The sequence below is a fragment of the Desulforapulum autotrophicum HRM2 genome (assembly GCF_000020365.1).
Classification (GTDB): domain Bacteria; phylum Desulfobacterota; class Desulfobacteria; order Desulfobacterales; family Desulfobacteraceae; genus Desulforapulum; species Desulforapulum autotrophicum.
On record NC_012108.1, the window covers coordinates 119,809 to 143,528 of the forward strand.

The following is a 23,720-nucleotide window of genomic DNA, read 5'->3' on the forward strand; positions in this document are numbered from 1 at the left end:
TTTCTCGTCACGTGCAAGGTTGTTAATGTCTATTGTTTTGAAGCATGGGACAAATTTTGTTCCGGCTGTTCCAGCACCCATCCTGAACCCAGGGCCAGGCAAAGATCAATCCGATCCTGCACCAGAGCCTGTTTGGCTGTCAAAAGGCTGCGCTGGAGCGTCTGCTGGGAGAGCTGTGCATCCAGTACCCGCTGGTAATCCATGGTTCCCTGGAGGTACCTGTCCCGTACCCGTTGGATGACCTGCCCGGCCAGGGTGAGTTGCTTGTCTATGCTGGTGATGAATTCGCGTCGGCGCTGTTCCTGTACCAGGGCGTCCTCCACCTCTTTCAGGGCATCAAGAATGGTCTGGCCGTAAGTATGCAGGGCCTGGCTGGCAGCGGCACGGGTTCGGTCGACCTCGGCCTTTCGCAGGCCCCCATCAACAATGGGAGTCACCAGATTGGCGGCCAGGGTTGCCAGCCAGTTGTTGAACAGGTCACGGGTATGTACACCCGTGGTATTGAGGTCAGCTGAAAGGGTCAACTGGGGAAAGCGGTTGGCAATGGCCGCACCCAGATCGCTGTCGGCCGCCTGAACACTATAGTAAGCGCTGCGGATATCCGGTCGGCGCTCGATCAACTGGGCCGGCAGGCCCGATTGCGGCATGGGTGGCAGGTCGATCAGTGCCGTCACCCGTGGTGCCACATTCTGCTGGGGAGGCTGTCCGAGAAGGATTGCCAGTTGGTGCTCTAAAACTCCGGTCTCGGCCAGAACCTGGGCTTTTTCGCCCTGGTTGGACTCCACCAGTTGACGCTGTTGCAACATATCGGCAATGCCGACCTGGCCTGTTCGGACCTGGAGTGTCACCAGTTCCAGCACCTTTTCGTTGTTCGTGATCTGGGCGTTGAGTATCTCCAGTTGCCCGTACTGCTCGATCAGCTGGTACCAGGTGCCGGCCACCTGTGCGGAAAGGGTCAGGGCTGCGGCCTGGAGATCCTGGGCACTGGCCTGGGCTTCAAATGCAGCAGCATCCCGGCTGGACCGGATCCGGCCCCACAGGTCCACTTCGTAACTGGCGGCAAGGTCCAGGGTATAGCTGTGGCCTTCGGTTGTCTGGCCGTCTTCGTAATAACGGTTGCGTGAGTTTTCAGCCTCGACATCAAGGGTCGGAACAAGATCTGCTCCGGCACTGCGGGCCAGGGCTTCGGCCTGGCGGAGCCGATCCCAGGCGGTCTTGAGGTCGAAGTTGTTTGCCAGGGCTTGATCCATGAGGCTGTTCAGCACCGAATCCCCAAAGGACAGCCACCACTGGTCGGGCAAAGTCGACTGCCCGGACTGGGAGAACCGAGCCGGAATTTCCACCGGCGTTCTGGGCGCCTGGCTTTTGATACTGCAGCTTGAGATCAGGGCAGCCAGAGCCACAAGCACCAGGGCCCTAATCCACGGCCGTGCTGACGGCTGTGGCGCGGCGTTGCATGAAAGATTGCACAGGATGGTCATTTTTTCTCCCCTGGCCTTTTTATCAGGACGGCCAGCTGTTAAAGGGCTGTTTCTCGAACTTCATTTCTCCGTTGCTGCCCTTGTAAATATTGATCCAGGCATTCCAGTTTTTAGTGTCCATTTCAGGATAATCCAGTCGAAAATGGCTGCAGCGGCTCTCTTTGCGCATGAGTGATGCCTTGAGCTTCATTTCAGCGCTGACAATCATGTTGGCGGTTTCGTGGGCCAGCCGCAATTCATGGAGATCCGCTGCCCGGAGCATGGGCATATGATGATCCCGCAATTCTTCGACATAGGCCAGTGCCGCCTTTAGCAGGTTTTCTTTTTTTATGTAGAGAACGAAATTTGGAATCATGATTCCCTGGAGGGTCTGGGTCACCCATGCCGGGCTGTACCCCTGCTTTCTTTTCAGGGGTGCGAGTATTTCTCCCTGTATGGCCTTGATTCTGGCCTGGGAGATTTTGGGACCCTCAACCCCTTGACTATAGGCAGCAGCAGCCTCGGAGGCAATGGCACCCTGAACGGCTGAACCTGCCAGTGAAGATCCCACCTGGGTATAGATGGCGCCTGCCATATAGGACCCGAGTGCATCTCCTGCGGCGTAGAGCCCGGGAATGTTTGATGCGCCTTTGTCGTTGATCGGGACCAGCCCCTCGGACTTATGAATAGACATTCCTGCAGAAGAGCCGCCCACGAGTGTTCCCATCATTCCCGGAGGTGCTCCCCCCTCTTTTTGGGGTCCACCGCCCTTGGGGGGGCCACCGTCCTTCGGGCCTGCGCCCTGGGGGGGACCGCTTCGTTTAAATTCATCGGGAACATAGGGTCCGCCTTTTACGGTGTTGTCTTTGTCCATCCCAGGAGGTCCCATTTTTGTTGGATTTCCAGTCATGTATGCCTGGTAATTGAGGTCAACGCCCAGATCATGGTGGACTTCAACACCGGTGAGCCCGGGTTTTCTGTCAAACATGCCATGCCACCCGTCATAACAGGCCGCAGCATTTTTCGCCTGACCCGGATGCCCGTCGTTCCATTCCTTGCCGGTTACCCTGGCACCGATATTATAGGCCATGACCGTTCCGTCGTGGGTGAGGTCGCAGATGGGAAAGCCATTGGGCTTAAACCCGCCGGCACCGGAACACAGGATCACACTTTTGGCCTTGAAAATGTGCACCGTGGGTTCATCAATGCTGAAGCCGGCAGCTCCGGCGATGCGGCCGTTTTCCTTGATCAGATGGGTGATCATGACCCTTTCGATTACCGGGATATTTCGTTCCAGTATGGGTTTGCTGAAGGAGTTGTTATAGAGGGGGGAATCAAAAAAACCCCATTGTTTAAGATCCTTGACCCGGGCCAGGGAGTGCTCGGCCATCTGCCGGGTGAAGACAGGGTTGTTTGTGCCCAGGGCAGAGCGGGAAACCTTCTCCACAAAGGCATCAATGCTCAATTTCTCTTTAGCAGCATCATAGGCAAAGATGCCCTTGGCAAAGGGTGTCATCCCGGATGAGCCGAGACGTCCCTTGGATACCATCAAGACCCTGGCACCGGCATCATGGCCTTTGACCGCGGCAAAAAGTCCTGCGATTCCGCTGCCCACCACCAGCACATCGGTTTCGTTTTCGGTAACCGCTATTTTATCCATATCAATTTCAGGGATATTGACGCTGCACTCTCCCCGGGATGGGGATAACCCCATGGCAGCCATTGCCGCAAGCCCTGCGGCACCGCCGGCAAGGGTCATGAAATTGCGGCGGGAGATTTCCTTTGGATTTTGAGATGAAGACATTTATATTTCTCCAGTTTTCTTAATCATTTCCAATGTGTACGTCTTTACAACGGGTAGAACGCCGACAACGAAAAGAACGATGATGAGGATTGACATGGCAGGATTTGAATGGCGGCCAAGATCCATGGCGTGCCCAAGGCCCGCAACCGTAAACAAAATGGCCAGAACCCCATGGAAAACCCGCCAAGTCTTATATCCCATTGGCAGTTTATTGCGTATAAAAGAGGTGATGGTAAGTATCACCAAAAGAGACCAGGCAATGATGCCAAGCACCACTCCCAGACTGGTAAAGGTGGTAATAATTGTGATGAATGCCTCACCAGGGCCAACCCCGGCTTCAAAAAATTTTGGTACAACCAGGAAAACAGGATGAACGAGAAGTGCAATGGCAAAGGTATACCCGATGATTTTATGATATTTCATCAATTTACCCATGGTGAGATCTTTGACAGCGTACCGGTTCGTCCGTGACCAGAAAAACTGCCCGACCATCTGAAAAACCGCCAGGATGGTTATAAGGGAGAGGGCTTGCTTCAAAAGCGTCTGCTCTGGAAAATTACCCATGGCCCAGATCAGCAGTGGCATGCCTGCAAAAGCCAGCATGGTCTGCCTGAAAAAAGGGCTCTTAATCACATCATTCATTGTTTACCCCCATGAAACCACGACCGGAATGGATTTTTCCGGTGAAATAGTAATGGCATCCACTGGACAATACATCCGGCAAAGGTGGCATATCTGGCAATCGGCCGGATACTTGATGAAAGCCTTTTTTGTTTTCGGATCCTGACGGATCACATCTGTGGGGCAGGTTTTGACGCAGGTCCCGCAACCGATACACCCCTTAATTGATTTAATAGTCATTTGCTTTTCCTCTGTTAGTGGACACGGAGTCGCCCTGTTTGTTCTTCCTGTGGGAACTATAGCGTCAGGGGTGTGAATGGGCCGTGAAAAGAATGTGAAAAAGTCGTGAAATTTATAAATTTTATCCCCGTCTGCCATTTTTAATTGCCATGGTAATGTACAACCCTTCCTTAATCCGCTATATAACCCATATGGCCTGCCGGCCTCAACGAACTTTGAAACGCCTTCATTGACAATGCTTTGGCGAGTGTTTCATATAAAAAAAAATCCTGGGGCTTGTATGTGCGACAACCCCAGGCGTAAACCAAACAGGAAACGGTCCTGACCAGCCGTGACAGGAGCAATCCCATGAATGATAAACATAAACATCCCAAGGGCGCAGGCAAGAGTAGTTTTGAATTAATAAACACAAAGATCCTGGCAGACATTCTGCCGGTGGAACCTGGATCCGTTGTCCTTGATCTGGCCTGCGGCAGGGGGCTTTATTCCATGTTCCTGTCCGGGATTATTGGTGATCAGGGGCTGGTTTATGCCGTGGACTTCTGGCAGGAGGGAATTGGCCTTTTAGACCAGGAGATTGAAGCCAGGGACATCACAAATATCAAAACCCTTATTCTGGATGTGACACAGGAAATAGACATTGATGATGACAGTGTTGATGTCTGCCTTGTGGCCACTGTCCTCCATGATTTTGAAGAAATCAACAAGGCAGGTGTGGTTTTAAAAAAAATTCATCGCATATTAAAACCCGGTGGATGTCTTGCCGTTGTTGAGTTCAAGAAAATTGAAGGACCTCCTGGACCGCCCATGGAGATCCGGCTGTCTGAAGGAGAGGTTGAAAAAATGGTTGCCAGATATGGATTTAAACGAGAAAACACGGCCGATATGGGTCAATACAACTATCTGGTCACGTTTCGGTCAAGGAAAAATTAAGCCTGAATTTCAGTTTGTATTCAAGGCGCATCAAAGGAAGCATATTTAAATATGTGCCCTTTGATACAACACAGAAGACGAGCTGAAATCCTGCACCATATTTGTGGAATTATTTACATCTGAGCCCCTTACCGTTTCCCCATAAATCGATTTTAATTCCAGGTGAACGACGCTATTGGAACAGGGCACTCACGCTTTCTCCGGTGTGGATTCTCAAAATTGCCTGGGCGAACAAAGCCCCCATGGAAAGAATTCTTAATTTCGGAAATAGTTTGTTGTTGGGAATGTCCACGGTATTTGAAACAACGATTTCTGTAACCGGTGAATTTTTCAGGTTTTCCACGGCATTGCCGCACAGGACCGGGTGGGTGGCGCCCACATAAATTTTTTCCACACCTGCCTTTTCAAGGGTTTGAATCGTGGCGACAAGGGTGCTGCCCGTGGAGATTTCATCATCAAAGATAATGGCGTCCCTGCCTTGTACATTGCCCACCACAAGTCCCTGTTTAACATCTGAATCACTGATTCGCCGCTTGTCGATAATGGCCATGGATGTTTTCAGGCGTTCGGCAAACCGGCCGGCCCTTTTGGCCCCTCCTGCATCGGTGGCCACAACCACCACCCGGGACAGGTCCAGGCTGCGGGCAAAGTAATCACAGATGGTTGGAACTGCCGTCAGATGGTCCACGGGCATACTGAAGAAACCATGAACCGAATCTGCGTGCAGGTCCATGGTCAGAACCCGGTCAGCGCCAGCCGTTTTCAACAGATCGGCAATCAGTCGTCCGGCAATGGATATCCTGGGGGAATCTTTTTTGTCTGACCGGGCATAGGAATAATAGGGAATTACTGCAGTGATCCGTCTGGCAGATGCGCTGCGAAGGGCGTCCAGGGTCAGCAGGAGCGCCATGATATGGTCGCTGGCAGGATGGGTAAGGGACTGAACCACGAACACGTCTTTTTCCCTGACGCTTTCCTGAACCTGAACAAAAAGGTTGTCGTTTGAAAACCGGGATATCTTTATCGGGCTCAGGGGGATGCCGATGTGGTTACAGATTTCCCTGGCAAGGGGCGTGTTGGCGCCGCTTGAAAACACTTTTAAGTTCTCATTCATGCAAAAAATGACCTCTTTGCTGGTGTTGTTTTTTCAAAACAACGGTTCAACGGTTATTCTTCAACTATTTCCAGGATGGCCCTTTTTTTTCTTTTTGCAGATGCACATGATAAAATAGTTCGCATGGCCGTTACCGTCCTGCCTTTTTTGCCAATGATCTTGCCAAGATCTTCTTTTGCGACACTTAATTCCAACACAAGGGTCTGCTGGGCCGCGAATTCTTGAACAACAACCTGATCCGGATTATCAACCAGCGCTTTCGCAATGAGCAGAATCAACTCTTTCATAACCGGTTCTCCTTTTCTTCTCTAGGATGGTAGATGAAAATTCAATTTGGAGAGACGCTTGACCTGTAAATTTTAATTTTTTTGAATCGTTTCATGTTCGTTTTATTGCCGCAATTAACAGGCCTTTGACTGGATTTCCAGACTGCTTCCTGATATCGGCCTGGGTTTTCTCTATTAACTGCAATCCATGGCAATTCAGGCAATCCTGAATATATGTTTGTGAGTGTGCATAGCGACCACTGGGAAAGAGCTGGTAGTCCAGGCTGGTGTCTGCCAGTTCTTCCACTGAAAATGCAATTATCCCTCCGTTAACAAGATATGATGATGCGGACCCGATGATGGTATCCAGATTTCCGAAATATACAAAGACGTCGGAGCTGTATATCAGGTCAAATTTCTTGGGAAACGTCCAGTCCTGAAGGATGTCAAAAACCTCAAGCCGGTTGTAGAGTTTTTTTTCAGCGGCCTTTTCGAGCATCTTAGACGAGACATCAACGCCGGTCAGGCTTTTCGCAAACGGCTGGTATAGCTTTGCGCCCAGACCCGTACCGCAGCCGATGTCCAGAATGTTAAGCTGTTCAGTCAAATAAGGGCGCACAAGATCAAACAGGAGTTCAGGGGTTTTGTATTCCAGTTCTTTTACCAGGATATTTTCAAAATTTTGGGCACACCGGTCAAAGATACCGCGCACATGCTCCATTGGTGCGGCTTCGGGTGTTTCTGAAGCCCCGATGCTCTGGAGCATGAATTTTGCCACCTTATTTTCCGGCTGGATTTCAAGCACTTTGCTGTAGTGTTTTCCAGCTTCCTTGAGTTGTCCTGAATTTTGCAGGGAGATTCCGAGATTTAAGTGGGCGGAGGCATAATCGGGCTGAATTTCAATGGCCTTTCCATATGAATCTGAAGCCTTTTCAGTCAGATGGAGTTCGTCCTGGGCCACGCCAAGGTTGTTCCATGCCTCTGCCATTTCAGGTGCAAACCCCACGGCCTTGCGAAAACTGGATATGGCCTCATCGGGTTTCCCGATTTCCCTGTATGCAACACCGATATTATTCCATACTTCGCCCATGTCCGGCTGGGCATCCAGCATGGCCCTGTAGATCGTTATGGCCCCACTGTGATCGTTCTCCAGCTGTTTCATCCTGCCCAAGTTGTAGCATGCTGATAAATGGGGAGGGTTGAGCCTGGCTGCCCGTTCAAACATTGCTTTGGCCCTGTCCGGTCGGGACTGGTCCAGGTATACGGCTCCAAGGGCATTCAACAACTGTCCCCAGTCAGGCCTTTGTTCCAATACTTTTTCATAGCCTTTTTGCGCTTCGGCAAGCCTGCCCTGTCTGTGGGCTGAAGCCGCATTTTTGAGAATATTTTCAAAATCGTCTGCTGTACGTTTTTTCAGAATTGACTGTTTTGCTGAGTTCTGGGGGGTCACCTGTTCATTTATCATTTTTGCTCCACACAGGTCATTTATCATTTTACCTGAATCAGATGTCATGCTGAGAGATCAGAAAATCTTTAAAAATGAACCATAATACCTTTTAATTTAGAAAAATCTTTGCATACCGGGCAAGTTTATTCAAGCAGTATTTCTGCTGACCCGGTTCCCAACGGGGTGGGAACCGTTGAATATTATTCCCGGAGCAACTTAAAGGCTGACCCTGTCCATTTGGAGATTCCTGCTTGAATTCATCCATGGATAGGCCTATGATGTTGCGTTTGACGACAATTATGAAGGGGAAATATTAATGGGAGAAATTAATAGGGAATCGGCCCGCACGGAAACAATACCCGAAGCGAACCATGGTGAAAAAAAGAGAATCTGCCTTGTCTGTGTACTTGTGGTTCTTTTTTCACTGTCAGCCGGGCTCCTTTGTGCGGAAACCCTTCGCATGGGTATTCTGCCGGTAATTGATACACTGCCCCTGCAGGTGGGTGTGGCGGAAGGCTATTTCAAAGCTGAGAATCTCAATGTTAAACTGGTCTCTTTTTCCAGTGCCATGGAAAGGAACACTGCCATGCAGAGCGGTCAACTGGACGGCTTTTTCGGTGATATCCCCGCAACCCTGCTCATGATCCGCAATAATATCCCGGTTCGGTTTTTGACTATTTCCTACGCAACGGACCGAAAACAGCGGATGTTCGGGTTGATGTTATCTCCTGAACTGCCGATGGTCCGGGAAAAAGGAAAAATCACGGTGGCCATTTCCAAGGCATCTATTATTGAATATCTGCTGGATATTTTAAAACAGGCCCCGGAAACGGATATGATGCAATTGGAACCCGTTGAAATCAAGAGAATGCCCCTTCGCGTGCAGATGCTTCTGACGGGCAAGATAGATGCGGCCCTGTTACCCGAACCCATGGCATCCCTTGCCCAGAGCAGGGGCGCCAGACCTGTTGTGACTGACCAGGCACTGGATATCCCCCTGACCGTCCTGAATTTACATGGGGCCAAAGGCCATCTGTCAGAACCGTTTGTTCGTGCCTATACCCGATCGGTCGACGCCATTAACCGGGCGCCGGAAAAATATCGTGCCCTCATGATCAAAACCTGCAGAATTCCCAAGGACCTGGTGGATAATTTTCCCATGTACCAATATCCAGACCCCCGGATACCTACCCAGACGGAAGTACAGCAGGTCCAGGACTGGATGATAAAAAAGGGGCTGTTGAACGAGTCAATTCCATATGATCGCTTGATTCCATAACCAGAAAGAGTCCTATGCTTAAAGTCAGCCATATATGTAAGGGGTTTAATTCAAAGGCGGTTTTAAAGGATATTTCCTTTGTTCTGGATGCCCGGGAAACACTGGTTATTCTGGGGCCTTCCGGCTGTGGTAAGACAACCCTGCTCCATCTCATCAGCGGGCTTGAAAAAATTGAAGCCGGGCAGATTCTCATGGATGGCCGGACCATATCCAAACCCGTACCGGATGTCGCCCTGATCCTCCAGAATTATGGCCTGCTGCCCTGGAAAACCAATCTGCAGAATGTGGCCCTGGGATTAAAAATACAGGGTGTTTCCAGAACAAAGCGAAATGCAAGGGCCCGGAAAATTTTGGCAGAACTTGGATTGGCGGGCCGTGAAAACGATTTTCCCCTGGTGATGAGCGGCGGTGAACAGCAACGGGTGGCCATTGCCAGGGCCTATGTATCCAAACCCCGGCTGCTGCTCATGGATGAACCCTTCTCCTCTTTGGATGCAATCACCCGGGAAAATCTCCAGGACACGCTGCTGACCACCTGGCTTGCGACCTCTGTTCCCTATCTTCTGGTCACCCACAGTGTGGAAGAGGCTGTTTTTCTGGGCAAACGCATCCTGATTCTTTCCGGGTCTCCGGCATCCATACATGAAATATTCGACAACCCCGGGTTTGGGGATATTGCCTACCGACGGTCCAATGAATATTACGAACTGATCCGGTCCATCCGGCATCGAATAGGGGAGTACTGGTGAGCTTTCTCCGACGCATCGCTGTTCCATATGCCATAACGATTCTGGTGGTTTATCTGATATGGAAAGTCATGGCCATTCTGCTGTCCCGAAATGTCCTGCCCTGTCCGGAAGATGCTGTCCTTGCATTCTTCAGGGCGCTTATGACGTCTGAATTCTGGCACCATTTCGCAGCCAGTACCTTCAGGGCTGTGACGGCAATGGTCATTGGCTGGGCAGTTGCCTTTCCCCTGGGAATCCTCATGGGCAGCTCCCGTCAGTTTGACAAATTTCTGTCCCCCTTTGTAACCATGACCTATCCCATCCCCAAGGTGGTATTGTTGCCCGTAGTGCTTTTGCTGTTCGGGCTGGGGGATTTTTCCAAGATCATCATCATCAGCCTGATTCTCGGGTACCAGGTATTGGTGGCCACCCGGGACGGGGTCCGGGGAATTCACCCCAAGCACCTGGATTCAATTCGATCCCTCGGGGCCAGCAAGTGGCAGCTGTTCTGGGAAGGATATCTGCCAGCCGCCCTGCCCCACGGCTTTACAGCCCTTCGCCTGAACTCAGGGGTAAGTGTAGCTGTCTTGTTTTTTGTGGAGTCCTTTGCCACAACCGAGGGGTTGGGATATTTGATCATGGACGCCTGGGGGCAAATGGATTTCAACGCCATGTTTGTGGGAATATTCGGCATGAGCCTTCTGGGGGTGATATTGAATGAGGGCAGCAATTTTCTGGAAAAAATCAGTTGCCCCTGGCATTGAGGGTTGGAACAAATTTGCATTCCCGTTGCTGGCCTGCGGGATCTGTCAATGTTGTTGGCAAATAAGTTTTCAATTCTTTTCAGGGCATCGGCATTAAAGCCCAATGGTATGGATATGGAAGTCTGGAGATATTTGTGGCCAGCAATTCTAATTTTGGTTTTAATGTATATGCGGCAGTCGGTATTCCCTTTCTGAACCGAAAAAGTCGGGGGATTTTCGAACAGGGCAAACCCAAACCGCAAAAACTCGGTCGTACCTCCCTCAGACAATTTGCGGTTTTGTTGGGTTTGTCCTGCCCGAAAATCTGATCCCCTTTGTTTCTCAATGTTCAGAAAAGGAATACCGACCGCCGTCACACGGACTGATATCCAAAATTAGAATTGCTGATTTGTGGCGTAATGTATTGACAACCAGTTAAGGAGAGTATATGAAAAATTGGATAGATTGCTGGGTGCCCTCTATAGGGATAATCGGGAATGCGGTGAAATTCCGCAGCGGACCCGCCACTGTGAATGGGGACGAACGCCGCCAACGCCACGGGATCAACTGATTCTGGAAGGCGCGGTCAGTAGGAAGAACCTAAGTCAGGAGACCGGCCAAGCAGTCAGGAAAGATTGCCTTCGTGGAGTGGGGGAATGCCTTTTTAAAACCTTGCAGCCATTTGGGGCAGCAAGGTTTTTTTGTTTTTAGAATACATACTGGGGCCGATAAAGCCTGTTCCCATGTCGGCGATTGCTTAGAGTAGGGAGAGTATATCGAGAAATCAGAGTAGATAAATAGATAGATAGATAGATAGATAGATAGATAGATTGCTGGGTGCCCTCTATAGGGATAATCGGGAATGCGGTGAAATTCCGCAGCGGACCCGCCACTGTGAATGGGGACGAACGCCGCCAATGCCACGGGATCAACTGATTCTGGAAGGCGCGGTCAGTAGGAAGAACCTAAGTCAGGAGACCGGCCAAGCAGTCAGGATAGATGCCTTCGTGGAGTGGGGGAATGCCTTTTTAAAACCTTGCGGCCATTTGGGGCAGCAAGGTTTTTTTGTTTTCAGAATACATACTGGGGCCGGTTAAGATCGTTCACATATCAGCAATTATTTCGCATAAGGAGATTGTCATGAATAAGTGTTTATCCCTTTTTTTTACCGCTGTTTTTCTCTTTGCATCATGGGCTGCATTCAGCCCATCTGCAATAGAGGCAAAATCGCTTGCCGGCTCTTACAAAGGTACGGCCGTGGGTTACCACGGCGAGGTCAATATCGAGGTTGAGCTCAACAATAAAGGCAAAATCCTTTCAGTGGCGATAGATGACAAACACCACGAGACCAAGGGGGTGGGGACCGTCCCCATTGAAAAACTGAGCAAAGCCATTGTGGAACAGCAGGCCTTGGATGTGGATGGGGTTTCCGGTGCCACCATAACCGCAGATGCGGTCCGCGCAGCCGTGGCCGATGCCTTGAAAAAGGCCGGTATAGATCCCAAGGCCCTGGGCTATGTGCCAGTGGTGAAAAAGCCGGTGGATCGGGTTCGGTTCAACCCGGCCGCCATGCCTGAAAAGGCCCCTAAAACCGATTCTGTGACCATCACCGACGCCAAGGGACGCAAGGTAACCATCGATCTTCCGGTCTCCTCCTATGCCATAAGCACCATGGATGTCATCGATTATATAATACCGCTTTTGGGCAAGGACGCCTTTAACAAGCTGGTAGCCTCCGGTGAAAGCGGAAGCCGCAGCATTGGGAAATATGACAGGGTTTACACCCCCGTCGTGGGTAAGTACCTGGAGCACTTCGGCCAGATTTCTGAACATAACGCGCCTTTTGACCTTGAGATGATCCTGGCCAGGGACCCCGATGTGTTCATCGTCAACTCCGCCATGGGCGCCCACCACCACGTTGGAGCCATCATGGCCCAGCTTGAAGAGGTGGGTATCCCCATTGTGATGATCGATGTGCCCGGCAAAAGTGTTCGTACCTCTGCCCAAAAGACCCTGGAAATATTGGGCAAAATATTCCAGCAGGAAGGGCGGGCTGCCGAAGTGGTCGCCTTTTTGGACAACCAGTATGACCTGATCGCGTCTAAAATCTCAAAGATCACTGAGAAACCTGAAGTTTATTATGAATTCAGAGGGTATTCCGAAGTATTTGGATTAACCCAGACCAGTAAGAGAAAAGGCTGGGGCGATCTGATCGCTGTGGCCGGTGGTGACAACATTGCTGATACCTTGCTGGTAAGCACGTCCAAAGGTAAGGGCGGAAGAGGCACCCTGGATCCCGAGATTATCCTCCAGGTGGACCCTGACTTTATAATACTAAGTGCCTGCGGGGCCGGGTGGATGGACAATTTTCCCCATGATCCTGCCAAAGCGCCGTCTTTTGATATCGTCAACAGAACAGGCTGGCGGGATTTCAAAGCGGTCAGGAACCAAAATGTCTATGAACTGGCCCATGCCATGAACCGGTCCATTTACGGCTTCTACGCCTGCCTGAAAATGGCGACAATCTTCCACCCCGATGAATTTAAGGAGGTGGACCCCGAAGCCGTTCTGGCGGAATTCTTTGACCGCTTTATGATGGTGAACAGCAGCATTACCCACTGGGTATACAGGTATGAAGGCCCTGAAGGTAATTAATCGTATGAGCCATCAAAGCATGAGTGCAAACCGTCAAATTTACAACAGCATGATCAGAAAGAGGGCCATACTGGTGACGGCCCTCCTGGTGATCGTCATCATGCTGTTGCTGCTCAATATTTCACTGGGTTCTTCAGCCATATCTCTGGAAGAGATCATCACCATCATCTTCACCGGCGAAGGTGAGGGACATAACCCGATGATCGTCAATCGTATCCGTATGCCCATGGCCTTGATGGCGGCTGCTGTAGGTGCCTGCCTGGGGATTGGCGGCTGCGAAATACAGACCATTCTGCGTAACCCCATTGCCAGTCCCTTCACACTGGGCATCACGAACGCAGCTTCTTTTGGGGCGGCGCTGGGACTTATCCTGGATACCAATGTGCTTAACGTGTCCGCGCCGCTCATGGTGACCACCAATGCCTTTGCCTTTGCACTACTTGCTTCGGTTCTGGTCTATGCCTTCTCACTAAGGCAGGGGGCGGGAAAGCATACCATTATTCTTTTCGGCATTGCCCTGAACTTTTTTTTCACCGCCTTGACTATGATATTGCAGTACATCGCGGACGATGAAGACCTGCAGAGTCTGGTTTTCTGGAACATGGGAAGCCTGTTAAAAACCAACTGGATGAAGTTCCTGCTGGTTTTTGCAGTACTGCTTTTCTGTTTTGCCGTTTTTTATAAAAACGCTTGGAAGCTCACCGCCATGACCTTGGAAGATACCAAGGCGCGCAGCCTGGGGGTGGATACCCACAAAATCCGCCGCATGGTAATTCTATTGGCCTCTCTGCTCACAGCGTTTGCAGTCTGTTTTGTGGGGGCTATCGGTTTTGTTGGCATCATCGCTCCCCACATCGCCCGCCGGTTTGTGGGTGAGGATCAGCGCTTTTTTTTGCCGCTCTCAGCGCTTGTCGGCGCAGTAGTGGTCTCTTTTGCCTTTGTAATCAGCAAGGTGGCCATACCTGGCGTGATAATGCCTATCGGGCTGATCACCGCGATTATAGGCATCCCGGTGTTTCTGGCCATCATCTTCAGCAGAATGAGGGTCATGTGATGCTCAGGATACAGAATCTTTCCTTTGGCTATCGCTCCGCAGGGAAGCGGCATACCGTTTTCCAAGGTCTGAATATCGAGTTTGAACGGGGGTTGTCGATAATCCTCGGTCCCAACGGCGCGGGAAAATCCACCTTGTTAAAATCAATTTACGGTTTGTTGAAATACGATGGCACCATTTACTATGGTCAGGATAACCTCACCAGAATGAAGACCGACGAGAAGACAAAATTAATGTCTTATCTGCCTCAAATGGATATCGACAATTCAATGCTCACGGTACTTGAAATGGTGTTGTTGGGCCGATTGCCGGAATTGGGGTACAAAGTATCCGACGAAGATTTTGACATAGTGATTTCGACCTTGAATGCCTTGAATATCGAATCATTGGCCAACCGCAATTTCGGTGAATTAAGTGGCGGGCAGAAGAAACTGGTGTTTATTGCCCAGACACTGGTTCGAGAACCAAAGCTGATGCTCTTGGATGAACCGGCTAATTCCCTTGATCTGCAAAAGCAGCTTGAGGTGTGTCAGTTGCTGCAAAAGATCGTGCAGAAACAAAATGTCGACATTGTTGTGGTAATGCACGATATCAACCTTGCGGTAAGGTATGCTCAGTATCTGGTTATTTTCAACGGTAATGGCTCATTGAACTGTGCGGGAACGCCACGCGAAGTGATCAGTGCAGATATGCTGCGTGAAGTATACGGGGTCATAGCGAATGTGACGCATGATAAAAATGGGGTCCCTGCCATCTCACCCATCAGGTCGATCCGCAATGCTTAGGTTTGCGCAAACGCCTATGCCGCCATGAAATCATCCCGGATGTCCCCACGAAATAGCGAGGAACCCCATTACACATCTACCAGGAAAGGATAAAAAACATGAAATGCAGATTTATTAAAAAAATAACCCTGCCGGTCATTCTACTACTCTCAATGGTCACGATATCTTTTGCAGGAGAAGCACAAAACGTGAAGGAGGCTTTTGCCGAGGGAGATGTGAGTGGTTTTTTTAAAACGATATGGTTCCAAAGAGATTATGATGATGGAGCGAATGATTGGCAATCCGCTGCAGTCGGCGGTGTGCTCAGCTATGAGACCTCACCGCTTAAAGGGTTCAGTATGGGGGTTGGATTTAAAACTGGCCAGGGAGGCTCGGAACTCAACAGCAGCAGCAATGAAGTCTACCGTGGCGTGTTGGCTATGGGTGATACGAAAACCGATCATGAAAGTTATACGGCTCTCAACGAATATTTTTTAAAATTTGAGGGATGGGATACTGTCGCTGTTGTGGGCGCTCAGTATTTGACCACTCCGTGGCTGAAGGGCCATGATGTCCGGCTAACACCTAAAACTTATCAGGGTGTGAGCATCATAAATAAAAGTATTGAAAAACTCGAATTCCATGGATATTACCTTTGGAAATGGATGGACTGGGCCAGTGAGGAATGGGAATCTATGGCCCAGGGCATTACCAATAATGAAGGTGATGATGGCGATTCCATTATCGGCGGAATTTTATGGCGTGCTCCTGGGGATCTGCAGTTTGAACTTTGGGATTATTATTATACGGAGGTAATGAATGATATCTATTTGCGGGGACGCTATCGTAAAAAGTACAATGACAAATTTAACATAACCATAGATGCACGCTATCTGAATCAGCGGGATGTCGGGGATGCCCTGGATGGATCTATAGACACCTATACTACGGGTGCTATTGGGTCCTTGTCATGCTATGGGACGACTCTGTCTGCCTATTACGGGGTTAATGGTTCCGATGCAATACGTGCCCCGTTTGGCAATCATCACGTTATATGTATGCAATATAAAAAGTTAGATAGAGGGGAAGAAGACGCTTGGGCGCTAAGGCTCAAATATGATTTCGGTCACATCGGTGTAAAAGGTTTAAGCGCTTATGTCTTTTACGGCAGTTTCGATACACCGGATAGTGGTGATAATGCCTCACCGGATATTGATGAGATTGATTTCGATGTCCAGTATAAATTCGGTGGGATATTTAAAAACCTGAGTCTTCGCTTACGCTACGCCATCATCAATGGGGACGAAGACGTGGCGGGCGGTAAAGACTGGACCGATTCCAGGACTTATCTTACCTATCGTTTCTAATGTGATGACCCTTCGCCATGCTCTGGGGCACTGCTCCCTGGGAAACAAAAACTTTCCCGGGAAAATCTCCAGGACACGCTGCTGATCACCTGCCTTGCGACCTCTGTTTCCTATCTTCTGGTCACCCACAGTGTGGAAGGGGCTGTTTTTCTGGGCAAACGCATCCTGATTCTTTCCGGCTTCCCGGCATCCTGGGAGGGATATCTGCCAGCCGCCCTGCCCCACGGCTTTACAGCCCTTTGCCTGAACCCAGGGGTCAGTGTAGCCGTCTTGTTTTTTGTGGAGTCCTTTGCCACAACCGAGGGGTTGAATCGCGCCTGTTCAAACGGCACGAAAAGCGTGAACGCATATTTTACTTGATTATTGAACAAACTGTGAAATTCTCCGTGCGTAAGGATATTGAGGCGATCAAAGGGGGACGAAACCCCCAGGTGAATTTGTCTAAGCCCTCCAGGCACCCCACGCCATGCAGACCCATCCTGCCAGAAATGCTAATCCGCCCAGCGGCGTGATTGCACCCAACCATCTAACCTCGGTCACACTCATCAGATACAGGCTCCCGGAAAATAAAATCGTACCTATGACAAACAACCACCCGCCGGTGGTTATGAGCGTGGAGGGCCACTTTGACTGCACCCCAGCGGCTATGATCAGTGCGAAGGCATGATACATCTGGTAGCGTACCCCCACCTCGAAAACTGAAAGCATCTCGGTGTTCATTCGACTCTTTAAACCGTGGGCGCCGAACGCGCCAGCTGCAACTCCGATGAAGGCGGAAAGCGCTCCTATGATAAAAAAGACTCGTTCCATTCTTTCTTTGTCCTTTTAATGTAAAGTTATAATCGCAAATGAGGTTGAATCTGGAGTGACCACCCATTTGGTGCTTATGATTTTAACCATACAGTTGTATTGTTTTCAACAAACATTTTATTCTCGATTCCGAACCAGGGGGACTGGGCTCATATAATTCAACCTCCCCTTTTCATGACCATCATGAAAAAACAAGGCTGATTAAAATGTCCAGACTGCGGTTCATCAAACACGTCGTTATCTAAAGGGTTATGCGCAGAGACGTTGAGAACAAGGTGATCGGCTATAATATTCCCCAGGGAATTATCGGCCAGCCAGCCCAATTCGATTTTTACCATGGAGGAGGCCTGGACATAGGCTTTGTGGGCCTTGCTCAGGCAGACAGCCGGGGCAATCTTAATGTAAGCAAATTCGGCCCACGGCTTGCCGGTGCTGGAGGCTTCATAGATATTACACAGAACACACAACGGGTTCTTTTCATGGGTACCTTTACCCTAAAGGGGTAAAGATATCTGTCAAGGATGGGCGACTTTCCATTGACAAGGAAGGAAAGTCCATCAAGTTTCTGGACCATGTAGGACATGTCACCTTTAGTGGAAAATATGCCATAAAAAACGGCCAGAAAGTACTATAGGTAACCGAACGATGCGTTTTCGAACTAACCCCCCAGGGAATGGAACTTATTGAAATCGCACCCGGAATAGATATTAAAACCGATATCCCCGCCCACATGGATTTCAAGCCGATCATAACGACGGCTCCTCGCTTGATGGACTCAAGAATTTTTCAGGCAGGTTCCATGGGAATCAACGATGATCATCCGCACCTGACAGATTAAACAGGATCCGAAGATGCCTTTCAGGAAAACGATAAGGAGAGCCTTGAACAGCTGAAAAATAAATTCAACGATGAGATTCTTGATCATCAAAGCCATGATGTCTATATTGTTCAGGCTACCGAAACATCACAATTGATTAATGATTTTACACACGACATTGGTGATGAAAAAATTATTCTGATTATAACTAATTTAGGGGAGCGGCTAAAATACTGGACAGTAGGATCTCTTCCAGGTATGGTTGACTTGGACAATACAACCTACCAAAGGAAGGTCAGATGCCACAGTCAGAATCAAAACCAACTCCCCGTAGTGAACGTACAATTGTAGTCGATTTAATCAAGTTGAATATCAGCTTAAAATTCAAGATCCGGCTTGTTTTCGATCTGTTTTTGATAAGTTTAGAATTCAATATCCAGAACTTTTTCCCTTTGGGGTTGAACAAAATTATCAGATGAAAGATATGTATTTTTCAAAAAGGAGGTCTACTACAAAGCCAAGACTAAAGCAACATTTTCACAGAGGATAAGGCGTCTATACGAATGGGGATCAAAATCGGATATTCCTAGGTTTATGATGGATAAGATCAAAAAAAGATACGCAATAATCTAAAAAAATTTACAAAGCCATATGATTTAGCTGGTTCTCACAGAACCAGCAACATGATTGATCGACTCATGCAAAGGATGGATCGATATTTATTCAATACCCAATATTTTCACGGCAATATTGAGTCGGCTGAACTTGGAATTCGCGCATGGGCTCTTATTATTAACAATTTTGCCCCTTCGAACCCTATGACAGTCCAAAAGTATCAGGGTCTGCAAAGCCCGGCCGAAAGGCTAAACGGATTTCGGTATCATGAGAATTGGTTACAAAATCTTATGATCTCAAGCTCTTTAAAAGGGTACAGGAGCCCTCCCCGAAATCCGTTATAATCAGAAAATTTTAAATCGTTTCAACCCCCTTTATTTGTCCACATAATTTTCTCAAAATTTTCCCTCATTGTTTTGTCATGATAAAATCGTTGTCTGGAACAGGATCACCGGTTTTAATATTTAAAATATTACCGGCACTGTGCTCAGGCCAAGAGCCGTGATCGTCCGGTTTTTTCCCGGAAAATCCCCCTGATCTCGGCAAATCAGTCAAGATAAGTGATCCGGAGATTTGGTGAGGTGCAGGAGCAACTCATTTAAACATGGCGAACTTGAAGGAGTAATCATGACGGCAATGAAAAAGTATAAAAAAACTATTGGGATTTTGATCGTTTCGGGGATCATCTGTTCGGGAACGCCTGTTTTTGCCGGTCACCCCGGGGGGCATTTCCCCGGATTTTGGCCTGGCCCGTTATTTGAGCTCATTATTGTTGGAGGCCATCATCTGTTTTTCAGAGACGGCGCATTTTATCATAGAGCACCGGCCGGGTATGTGCCTGTCCCCCCCCCTGAAGGGGCAGTCATCCCGATGCTTCCCCCTGGATACGGCATCCGGATTGTTGATGATGCAAAATACTACTATTTCAATGGTGTCTGTTATGTTCGGGTGGCTGGCGGTTATATGGTCGTGGCACCGCATGTTTTAACAGCTGCCGGGGAAAAGGAAGATTCCCAGATCGTAAAATGCAAAGGTCAGGTTTCCGTTACGGTGGATATGCTCAACGTAAGATCCGGGCCAGGTATGAAATACGAGGCGGCGTTCCTGGCATACAAGGGAGAAACCCTCAACATATACCAGGAGTCAAAGGGGTGGCTTTATGTGGAGCTCCCTTCCGGCAAACTGGGATGGGTTGACAAACGCTTTACACAAGATTTGAACCGGGTGCCGGCAGGTTAAGATGAGATCCACTGTCTTTCCTGACAGTTTTTCCCCATGCTTCCCATTTTTAATTGTTAAAATTTTATAGAATTGGCTTGATAACAAGATTGGCCACCCGTGGACCCCCTTGCCCGGAATGGCAGATTTTGTTGTCAAGCCATAAAAAATTAATGCACAAAAGGAGTAATCATGAAAATCATGGAGTTGAGTAAGAAGACGCTGGTTGTTTTTTCTGGTATTCTCATGCTGACTGCGGGTATTACCGGATGCACTGGATATCAGGGGGGCTCTGATCGAAATAGTTCCCGGCAGGGAGGTTCCCAGCAGGGGCCGCCGCCGTCAAAGGCACAACTTTTCAGCCAATATGACAAGGATCACGACGGCAAGCTCTCCAAAGAAGAGTTTCCTGGACCGGATAAAGATTTTACTCAGTTTGACGTGAACCAAGATGGGTTCCTTGATAAAGATGAAGTTCCCGACAGCCCACCATCTGGACCGAAAAAGGGATAATCCCACCATTATAGACAAGAAGATCCTCGCTGAATAAAGTGGATAGCCTACCATACAGCGAGGAGCCATCCTTATGATTTTTTACTGTGATGGGAGGCCTTTTTTGTTGGTGATTTTTGGTGCCACCTTTACAAAAAGGAGCGTTGATATGAACAGACAAGCGATATATGGGAAACCACATGACCATCAAATCCATTAAAGGCTGTATTGGTTGCGGAACATGCGTCAAAACCTGTCCCACTGACGTGATTCGCCTGGACCCAGAAACTGAAAAAGCCGTTATCAAATATCCGGCAGATTGCCAGATATGTCATTTGTGCAGGATGTATTGTCCTGTGGATGCAATTCGTATTTCACCGGAAAAATCTATTCCGGTTGTGGTTTCATGGGGGTAATAATGGGTGCGTATATCACAAATAATTTTTTTAAACAGACAATACTGACTTTTGCTGGTTTACCGCTGCTGATCTGGGCCATGGGCAATGCCCCGGAACGGACTTTGTTAAAGGAAGCATTATCCCTTATAACGATTCTGTCATTCTTCCAGATGATCGGGCAGTTTTTCTGGGCACGGACGAATAAATCCGCTGTTGCAGACCTTAAGATGAGTAAGGTCATAAAATATCATAAAATCATGGGATATACATTTGTCATTATATTGCTTTTTCACCCTGTTTTCTTGTTTGTTCCAAGGTTTCTTGAGGCCGGGATTGACCCAGCGGATGCCTTCATCACCACCATTACCACCTTTACCAGTCAGGGAGTAGTGCTTGGCATCATTGCATGGTCTCTTCTGATAATACTCGGTATAACATCTTTTGTCCGCAAAAAACTGCCCATGGAATATAAGACCTGGCGGGTTTTTCACGGTATTCTGGCCATTTTGTTTGTCTCTGTTGCCGCATGGCACGCCATTGATCTGGGCCGTCATTCAAGTTTTCCCATGTCACTCCTCATCATTTCTACTGGGGTCTGCGGAATTTTGCTCCTTATGAAAGCTTACACCTTTAAATCAATCAAGAAAACTGAAGAGGTATAAATGGGAACATCTCAGAATTCAACAAACCTCTCCCGCCGCAAATTTATGACAATAGCAGGCGGAGCCGCAGGGATTGCGGCAATGGCCGCCATGGGAATATCTGCAGAGCGCGGAGAGTGCCGTGTTAATATTCCCAAAATAGATCTGGACAAGATAAAATATGCAGAGAACGAAACCGATGTGCTGGTTGTGGGAAGCGGTATCGCAGGCCTCTTTGCTGCCGTAAAAGCCCATGATGCCGGTGTTAGGGTCATGATGGTGTCCAAGGGGCGGCTCGGTTCATCCGGGCAGACGCCTTTTGCCAAAGGGATATTTGCCTATGATGCCGCCAAGGAAAAGATAAGCCTTGATGAGTTTGTGGAAAAGGTCTCCCGCTCTGCCATTGGCACGAACAATCCCGTATTTACCAGGCAGATGGCTGAGCATTCCCTTGATCGGGTTAAGGACTTAAAGGCCTGGGGTTTCTTTGATTCGCCCCTTTATTTCAACTCCTTTAGTAAACCCATGGAAGAACGAAAGATCCCGGTGGTGGAAAGAGTCATGATCACCCATCTGATTAAAGAGAATGGAAAGATAGCCGGAGCCGCCGGTTTCAGCTTTGATGAAGCCAAGGTTTATATCTTTAAAGCCAAAACTGTGGTTCTGTGTTCAGGTGCTGGTGGATTCAAACCCAATGGATTTCCCATTTGTGACCTCACCCATGACGGAACGGTCATGGCCTATAATATCGGTGCCAAGGTTACCGGTAAGGAGTGGAACGACGGCCATTCGGGCCAGACGACAAACCCGGCAGCCTGTTATGACGGATGGCATGGCATGTTTGATAGAAACCCTGGTGTAACCGGTGTGGAGGTCCACCATGACCTGGGTGTTGATTCAAACTATCAGGCCTATATGGGAGGTAACCCGGTTTCCGGAGGCCCCGGAGCCCCCCCTGGAAGAATCACAGGAGAACAAATCAGCGGTGGCCCCCACCGACCTGCAGGGTTCCAGGATCACGGGCCCAAGGGTGGACCGCCTCCCGGCGGCCATGGCCCCAGACACGGAGGACCTCCTCCCGGTGGAGGTGGTCCCCCAAAGGGGGGTGGTCCTGCCAGGATGGGGGGTGCTTCCGTTGGCGGGTCTTCCGCCGGTATGTCTATCCATAAGTCCGAAGGATTGGTCCCAATGAACGATAAGGGTGCATCTAATATTCCAGGGCTTTACGCTGCAGGAGATGCCCTGGGCTCCCATATGGCCGGCGCCATCTACACCCAGATAGGCTCTTCCCTGGCAGGATCGGCAGTCCAGGGAGCCATCGTCTCCGAGGCTGCCGCCGAGTATGCCAAAGGGATTGCACTTCCTAAAATTTCCAGGGCCACAATCAAAACCATAGAAGAGGAGATACTGGCCCCTTTAAAGAGAAAGGCAGGCTATGGTCCGGCCTGGGTGACCCAGACCCTGCAGGGCATCATGATTCCCAACTTTGTGCTTTATATTAAAAAAGAGTCGCTGCTGAAGGCGGCATTGGCTTATATAGAAGAGTTGAGGGACCATCATATGCCCATGCTCAGGGCCGCTGATCTACATGAATTGAGATTGGCTCACGAAACAGCTAACATGATAATAAATGCAGAGATGAAACTCAAGGCATCCCTCATGCGAAAAGAGAGTCGCTGCAGCCATTTTCGGCTGGATTACCCTGAAATTGACACCACAAACTGGAATGCCTGGATCAATATCTACAAGGGCAGTGACGGTACAATGAAATTGGAAAAAAAGCCCTTTGGCACTTGGCCGTCTTGAGAATTTGCAGATTCCACCGAATTACGTGGTATCAATATTCGGGCTGGTAAAATATATTCTGATTATAACTAATTTAGGGGAGCGGCTAAAATACTGGACCGTAGGATCTCTTCCAGGTATGGTTGACTTGGACAATACAACCTACCAAAGGAAGGTCAGATGCCACAGTCAGAATCAAAACCAACTCCCCGTGGTGAACGTACAATTGTAGTCGATTTAATCAAGTTGAATATCAGCTTAAAATTCAAGATCCGGCTTATTTTCGATCTGTTTTTGATAAGTTTAGAATTCAATATCCAGAACTTTTTCCCTTTGGGGTTGAACAAAATTATCAGATGAAAGATATGTATTTTTCAAAAAGGAGGTCTACTACAAAGCCAAGACTAAAGCAACATTTTCACAGAGGATAAGGCGTCTATACGAATGGGGATCAAAATCGGATATTCCT

24 protein-coding genes and 2 riboswitches are annotated in these 23,720 nt (G+C 48.9%); of the genes, 16 read left to right on the forward strand and 8 right to left on the reverse strand.

Going from position 1 to position 23,720, the window contains the following annotated elements:
* Nucleotides 1-29 precede the first annotated feature (29 nt).
* Genes HRM2_RS00440 through HRM2_RS00455 form a run of 4 tightly spaced genes read right to left on the reverse strand, consistent with a single transcriptional unit; the run spans nucleotide 30 to nucleotide 4,125 of the window.
* Nucleotides 30-1,481: an efflux transporter outer membrane subunit gene (locus HRM2_RS00440; RefSeq protein WP_012662466.1), complete on the reverse strand. Its 1,452-nt coding sequence runs from the start codon at nucleotides 1,479-1,481 to the stop codon at nucleotides 30-32.
* Between the two features lie 22 nt (nucleotides 1,482-1,503).
* Nucleotides 1,504-3,264: an FAD-dependent oxidoreductase gene (locus tag HRM2_RS00445; RefSeq protein ID WP_012662467.1), complete on the reverse strand. Its 1,761-nt coding sequence runs from the start codon at nucleotides 3,262-3,264 to the stop codon at nucleotides 1,504-1,506.
* Nucleotides 3,265-3,906 carry a ferric reductase-like transmembrane domain-containing protein gene (locus tag HRM2_RS00450; protein ID WP_012662468.1) on the reverse strand — a complete coding sequence of 214 codons (642 nt, stop codon included), beginning with the start codon at nucleotides 3,904-3,906 and terminating at the stop codon, nucleotides 3,265-3,267.
* A gap of 3 nt (nucleotides 3,907-3,909) precedes the next feature.
* Complete coding sequence (locus HRM2_RS00455) at nucleotides 3,910-4,125, reverse strand: 4Fe-4S dicluster domain-containing protein (protein ID WP_012662469.1); 216 nt, start codon at nucleotides 4,123-4,125, stop codon at nucleotides 3,910-3,912.
* A 348-nt stretch (nucleotides 4,126-4,473) separates the two neighbouring features.
* Between HRM2_RS00455 and HRM2_RS00460 the strand changes: the two genes are divergently transcribed.
* Entirely contained in the window at nucleotides 4,474-5,058 is a 585-nt protein-coding gene (locus tag HRM2_RS00460) for a class I SAM-dependent methyltransferase (RefSeq protein ID WP_012662470.1), read from the forward strand.
* A 172-nt stretch (nucleotides 5,059-5,230) separates the two neighbouring features.
* Here the strand turns inward: HRM2_RS00460 and HRM2_RS00465 are convergent, their stop codons facing one another.
* From HRM2_RS00465 to HRM2_RS00475, 3 genes are all read right to left on the reverse strand, one after another.
* On the reverse strand, nucleotides 5,231-6,172 hold the full coding sequence (locus HRM2_RS00465; RefSeq protein ID WP_012662471.1) for a ribose-phosphate diphosphokinase: 942 nt from the start codon (nucleotides 6,170-6,172) through the stop codon (nucleotides 5,231-5,233).
* Nucleotides 6,173-6,225: 53 nt separating this feature from the next.
* Nucleotides 6,226-6,459, reverse strand: coding sequence for a KH domain-containing protein (locus HRM2_RS00470; RefSeq protein ID WP_012662472.1), 234 nt, complete (start codon nucleotides 6,457-6,459; stop codon nucleotides 6,226-6,228).
* Between the two features lie 91 nt (nucleotides 6,460-6,550).
* The gene (locus HRM2_RS00475) at nucleotides 6,551-7,903 is read right to left on the reverse strand and encodes a tetratricopeptide repeat protein (RefSeq protein WP_012662473.1); all 1,353 of its coding nucleotides are present in this window, start codon (nucleotides 7,901-7,903) and stop codon (nucleotides 6,551-6,553) included.
* 298 nt (nucleotides 7,904-8,201) lie between these two features.
* On the opposite strand from HRM2_RS00475, the gene HRM2_RS00480 reads away from it, so the two are divergent.
* From HRM2_RS00480 to HRM2_RS27290, 8 genes are all read left to right on the forward strand, one after another.
* Nucleotides 8,202-9,164, forward strand: a complete 963-nt coding sequence (locus tag HRM2_RS00480) for an ABC transporter substrate-binding protein (RefSeq protein ID WP_012662474.1) — start codon at nucleotides 8,202-8,204, stop codon at nucleotides 9,162-9,164.
* A gap of 14 nt (nucleotides 9,165-9,178) precedes the next feature.
* Entirely contained in the window at nucleotides 9,179-9,913 is a 735-nt protein-coding gene (locus tag HRM2_RS00485; protein ID WP_012662475.1) for an ABC transporter ATP-binding protein, read from the forward strand.
* Nucleotides 9,910-10,656, forward strand: coding sequence for an ABC transporter permease (locus HRM2_RS00490; protein WP_012662476.1), 747 nt, complete (start codon nucleotides 9,910-9,912; stop codon nucleotides 10,654-10,656). Before HRM2_RS00485 ends, HRM2_RS00490 begins: the two co-directional genes overlap by 4 nt.
* 432 nt (nucleotides 10,657-11,088) lie before the next feature.
* Nucleotides 11,089-11,271, forward strand: a riboswitch (cobalamin riboswitch).
* Between the two features lie 182 nt (nucleotides 11,272-11,453).
* Nucleotides 11,454-11,636: riboswitch (cobalamin riboswitch) on the forward strand.
* 139 nt (nucleotides 11,637-11,775) lie between these two features.
* Nucleotides 11,776-13,290, forward strand: a complete 1,515-nt coding sequence (locus HRM2_RS00500; protein ID WP_012662477.1) for an ABC transporter substrate-binding protein — start codon at nucleotides 11,776-11,778, stop codon at nucleotides 13,288-13,290.
* Complete coding sequence (locus HRM2_RS00505) at nucleotides 13,268-14,344, forward strand: FecCD family ABC transporter permease (protein WP_012662478.1); 1,077 nt, start codon at nucleotides 13,268-13,270, stop codon at nucleotides 14,342-14,344. The genes HRM2_RS00500 and HRM2_RS00505 overlap by 23 nt, the downstream gene beginning before the upstream one ends.
* Complete coding sequence (locus HRM2_RS00510; protein WP_012662479.1) at nucleotides 14,344-15,129, forward strand: ABC transporter ATP-binding protein; 786 nt, start codon at nucleotides 14,344-14,346, stop codon at nucleotides 15,127-15,129. The genes HRM2_RS00505 and HRM2_RS00510 overlap by 1 nt, the downstream gene beginning before the upstream one ends.
* A gap of 98 nt (nucleotides 15,130-15,227) precedes the next feature.
* On the forward strand, nucleotides 15,228-16,475 hold the full coding sequence (locus tag HRM2_RS00515) for an OprD family outer membrane porin (RefSeq protein WP_012662480.1): 1,248 nt from the start codon (nucleotides 15,228-15,230) through the stop codon (nucleotides 16,473-16,475).
* A gap of 132 nt (nucleotides 16,476-16,607) precedes the next feature.
* Nucleotides 16,608-16,835 (forward strand): hypothetical protein, encoded by a 228-nt coding sequence (locus HRM2_RS27290; protein ID WP_012662481.1) that lies wholly within the window; start codon nucleotides 16,608-16,610, stop codon nucleotides 16,833-16,835.
* A gap of 81 nt (nucleotides 16,836-16,916) precedes the next feature.
* On the opposite strand, the gene HRM2_RS00525 is transcribed toward HRM2_RS27290, so the two are convergent.
* Nucleotides 16,917-17,285 carry a DUF423 domain-containing protein gene (locus tag HRM2_RS00525; RefSeq protein WP_012662482.1) on the reverse strand — a complete coding sequence of 123 codons (369 nt, stop codon included), beginning with the start codon at nucleotides 17,283-17,285 and terminating at the stop codon, nucleotides 16,917-16,919.
* A gap of 251 nt (nucleotides 17,286-17,536) precedes the next feature.
* On the opposite strand from HRM2_RS00525, the gene HRM2_RS28005 reads away from it, so the two are divergent.
* The 7 genes from HRM2_RS28005 (at nucleotide 17,537) to HRM2_RS00560 (ending at nucleotide 23,272) form a co-directional block, all read left to right on the forward strand.
* Entirely contained in the window at nucleotides 17,537-17,791 is a 255-nt protein-coding gene (locus HRM2_RS28005) for a hypothetical protein (RefSeq protein WP_148214529.1), read from the forward strand.
* 167 nt (nucleotides 17,792-17,958) lie between these two features.
* The gene (locus tag HRM2_RS28010; RefSeq protein WP_012662484.1) at nucleotides 17,959-18,123 is read left to right on the forward strand and encodes a hypothetical protein; all 165 of its coding nucleotides are present in this window, start codon (nucleotides 17,959-17,961) and stop codon (nucleotides 18,121-18,123) included.
* Between the two features lie 1,221 nt (nucleotides 18,124-19,344).
* Nucleotides 19,345-19,956, forward strand: a complete 612-nt coding sequence (locus HRM2_RS00540) for a DUF6515 family protein (protein ID WP_012662487.1) — start codon at nucleotides 19,345-19,347, stop codon at nucleotides 19,954-19,956.
* Nucleotides 19,957-20,127: 171 nt separating this feature from the next.
* Nucleotides 20,128-20,448 carry an EF-hand domain-containing protein gene (locus tag HRM2_RS00545; protein WP_012662488.1) on the forward strand — a complete coding sequence of 107 codons (321 nt, stop codon included), beginning with the start codon at nucleotides 20,128-20,130 and terminating at the stop codon, nucleotides 20,446-20,448.
* A gap of 179 nt (nucleotides 20,449-20,627) precedes the next feature.
* Nucleotides 20,628-20,843 carry a 4Fe-4S dicluster domain-containing protein gene (locus HRM2_RS00550; RefSeq protein WP_012662489.1) on the forward strand — a complete coding sequence of 72 codons (216 nt, stop codon included), beginning with the start codon at nucleotides 20,628-20,630 and terminating at the stop codon, nucleotides 20,841-20,843.
* A gap of 2 nt (nucleotides 20,844-20,845) precedes the next feature.
* Complete coding sequence (locus tag HRM2_RS00555) at nucleotides 20,846-21,487, forward strand: ferric reductase-like transmembrane domain-containing protein (RefSeq protein ID WP_012662490.1); 642 nt, start codon at nucleotides 20,846-20,848, stop codon at nucleotides 21,485-21,487.
* 45 nt (nucleotides 21,488-21,532) lie between these two features.
* Nucleotides 21,533-23,272, forward strand: coding sequence for an FAD-dependent oxidoreductase (locus tag HRM2_RS00560; protein WP_232364155.1), 1,740 nt, complete (start codon nucleotides 21,533-21,535; stop codon nucleotides 23,270-23,272).
* Nucleotides 23,273-23,720: the final 448 nt, after the last annotated feature.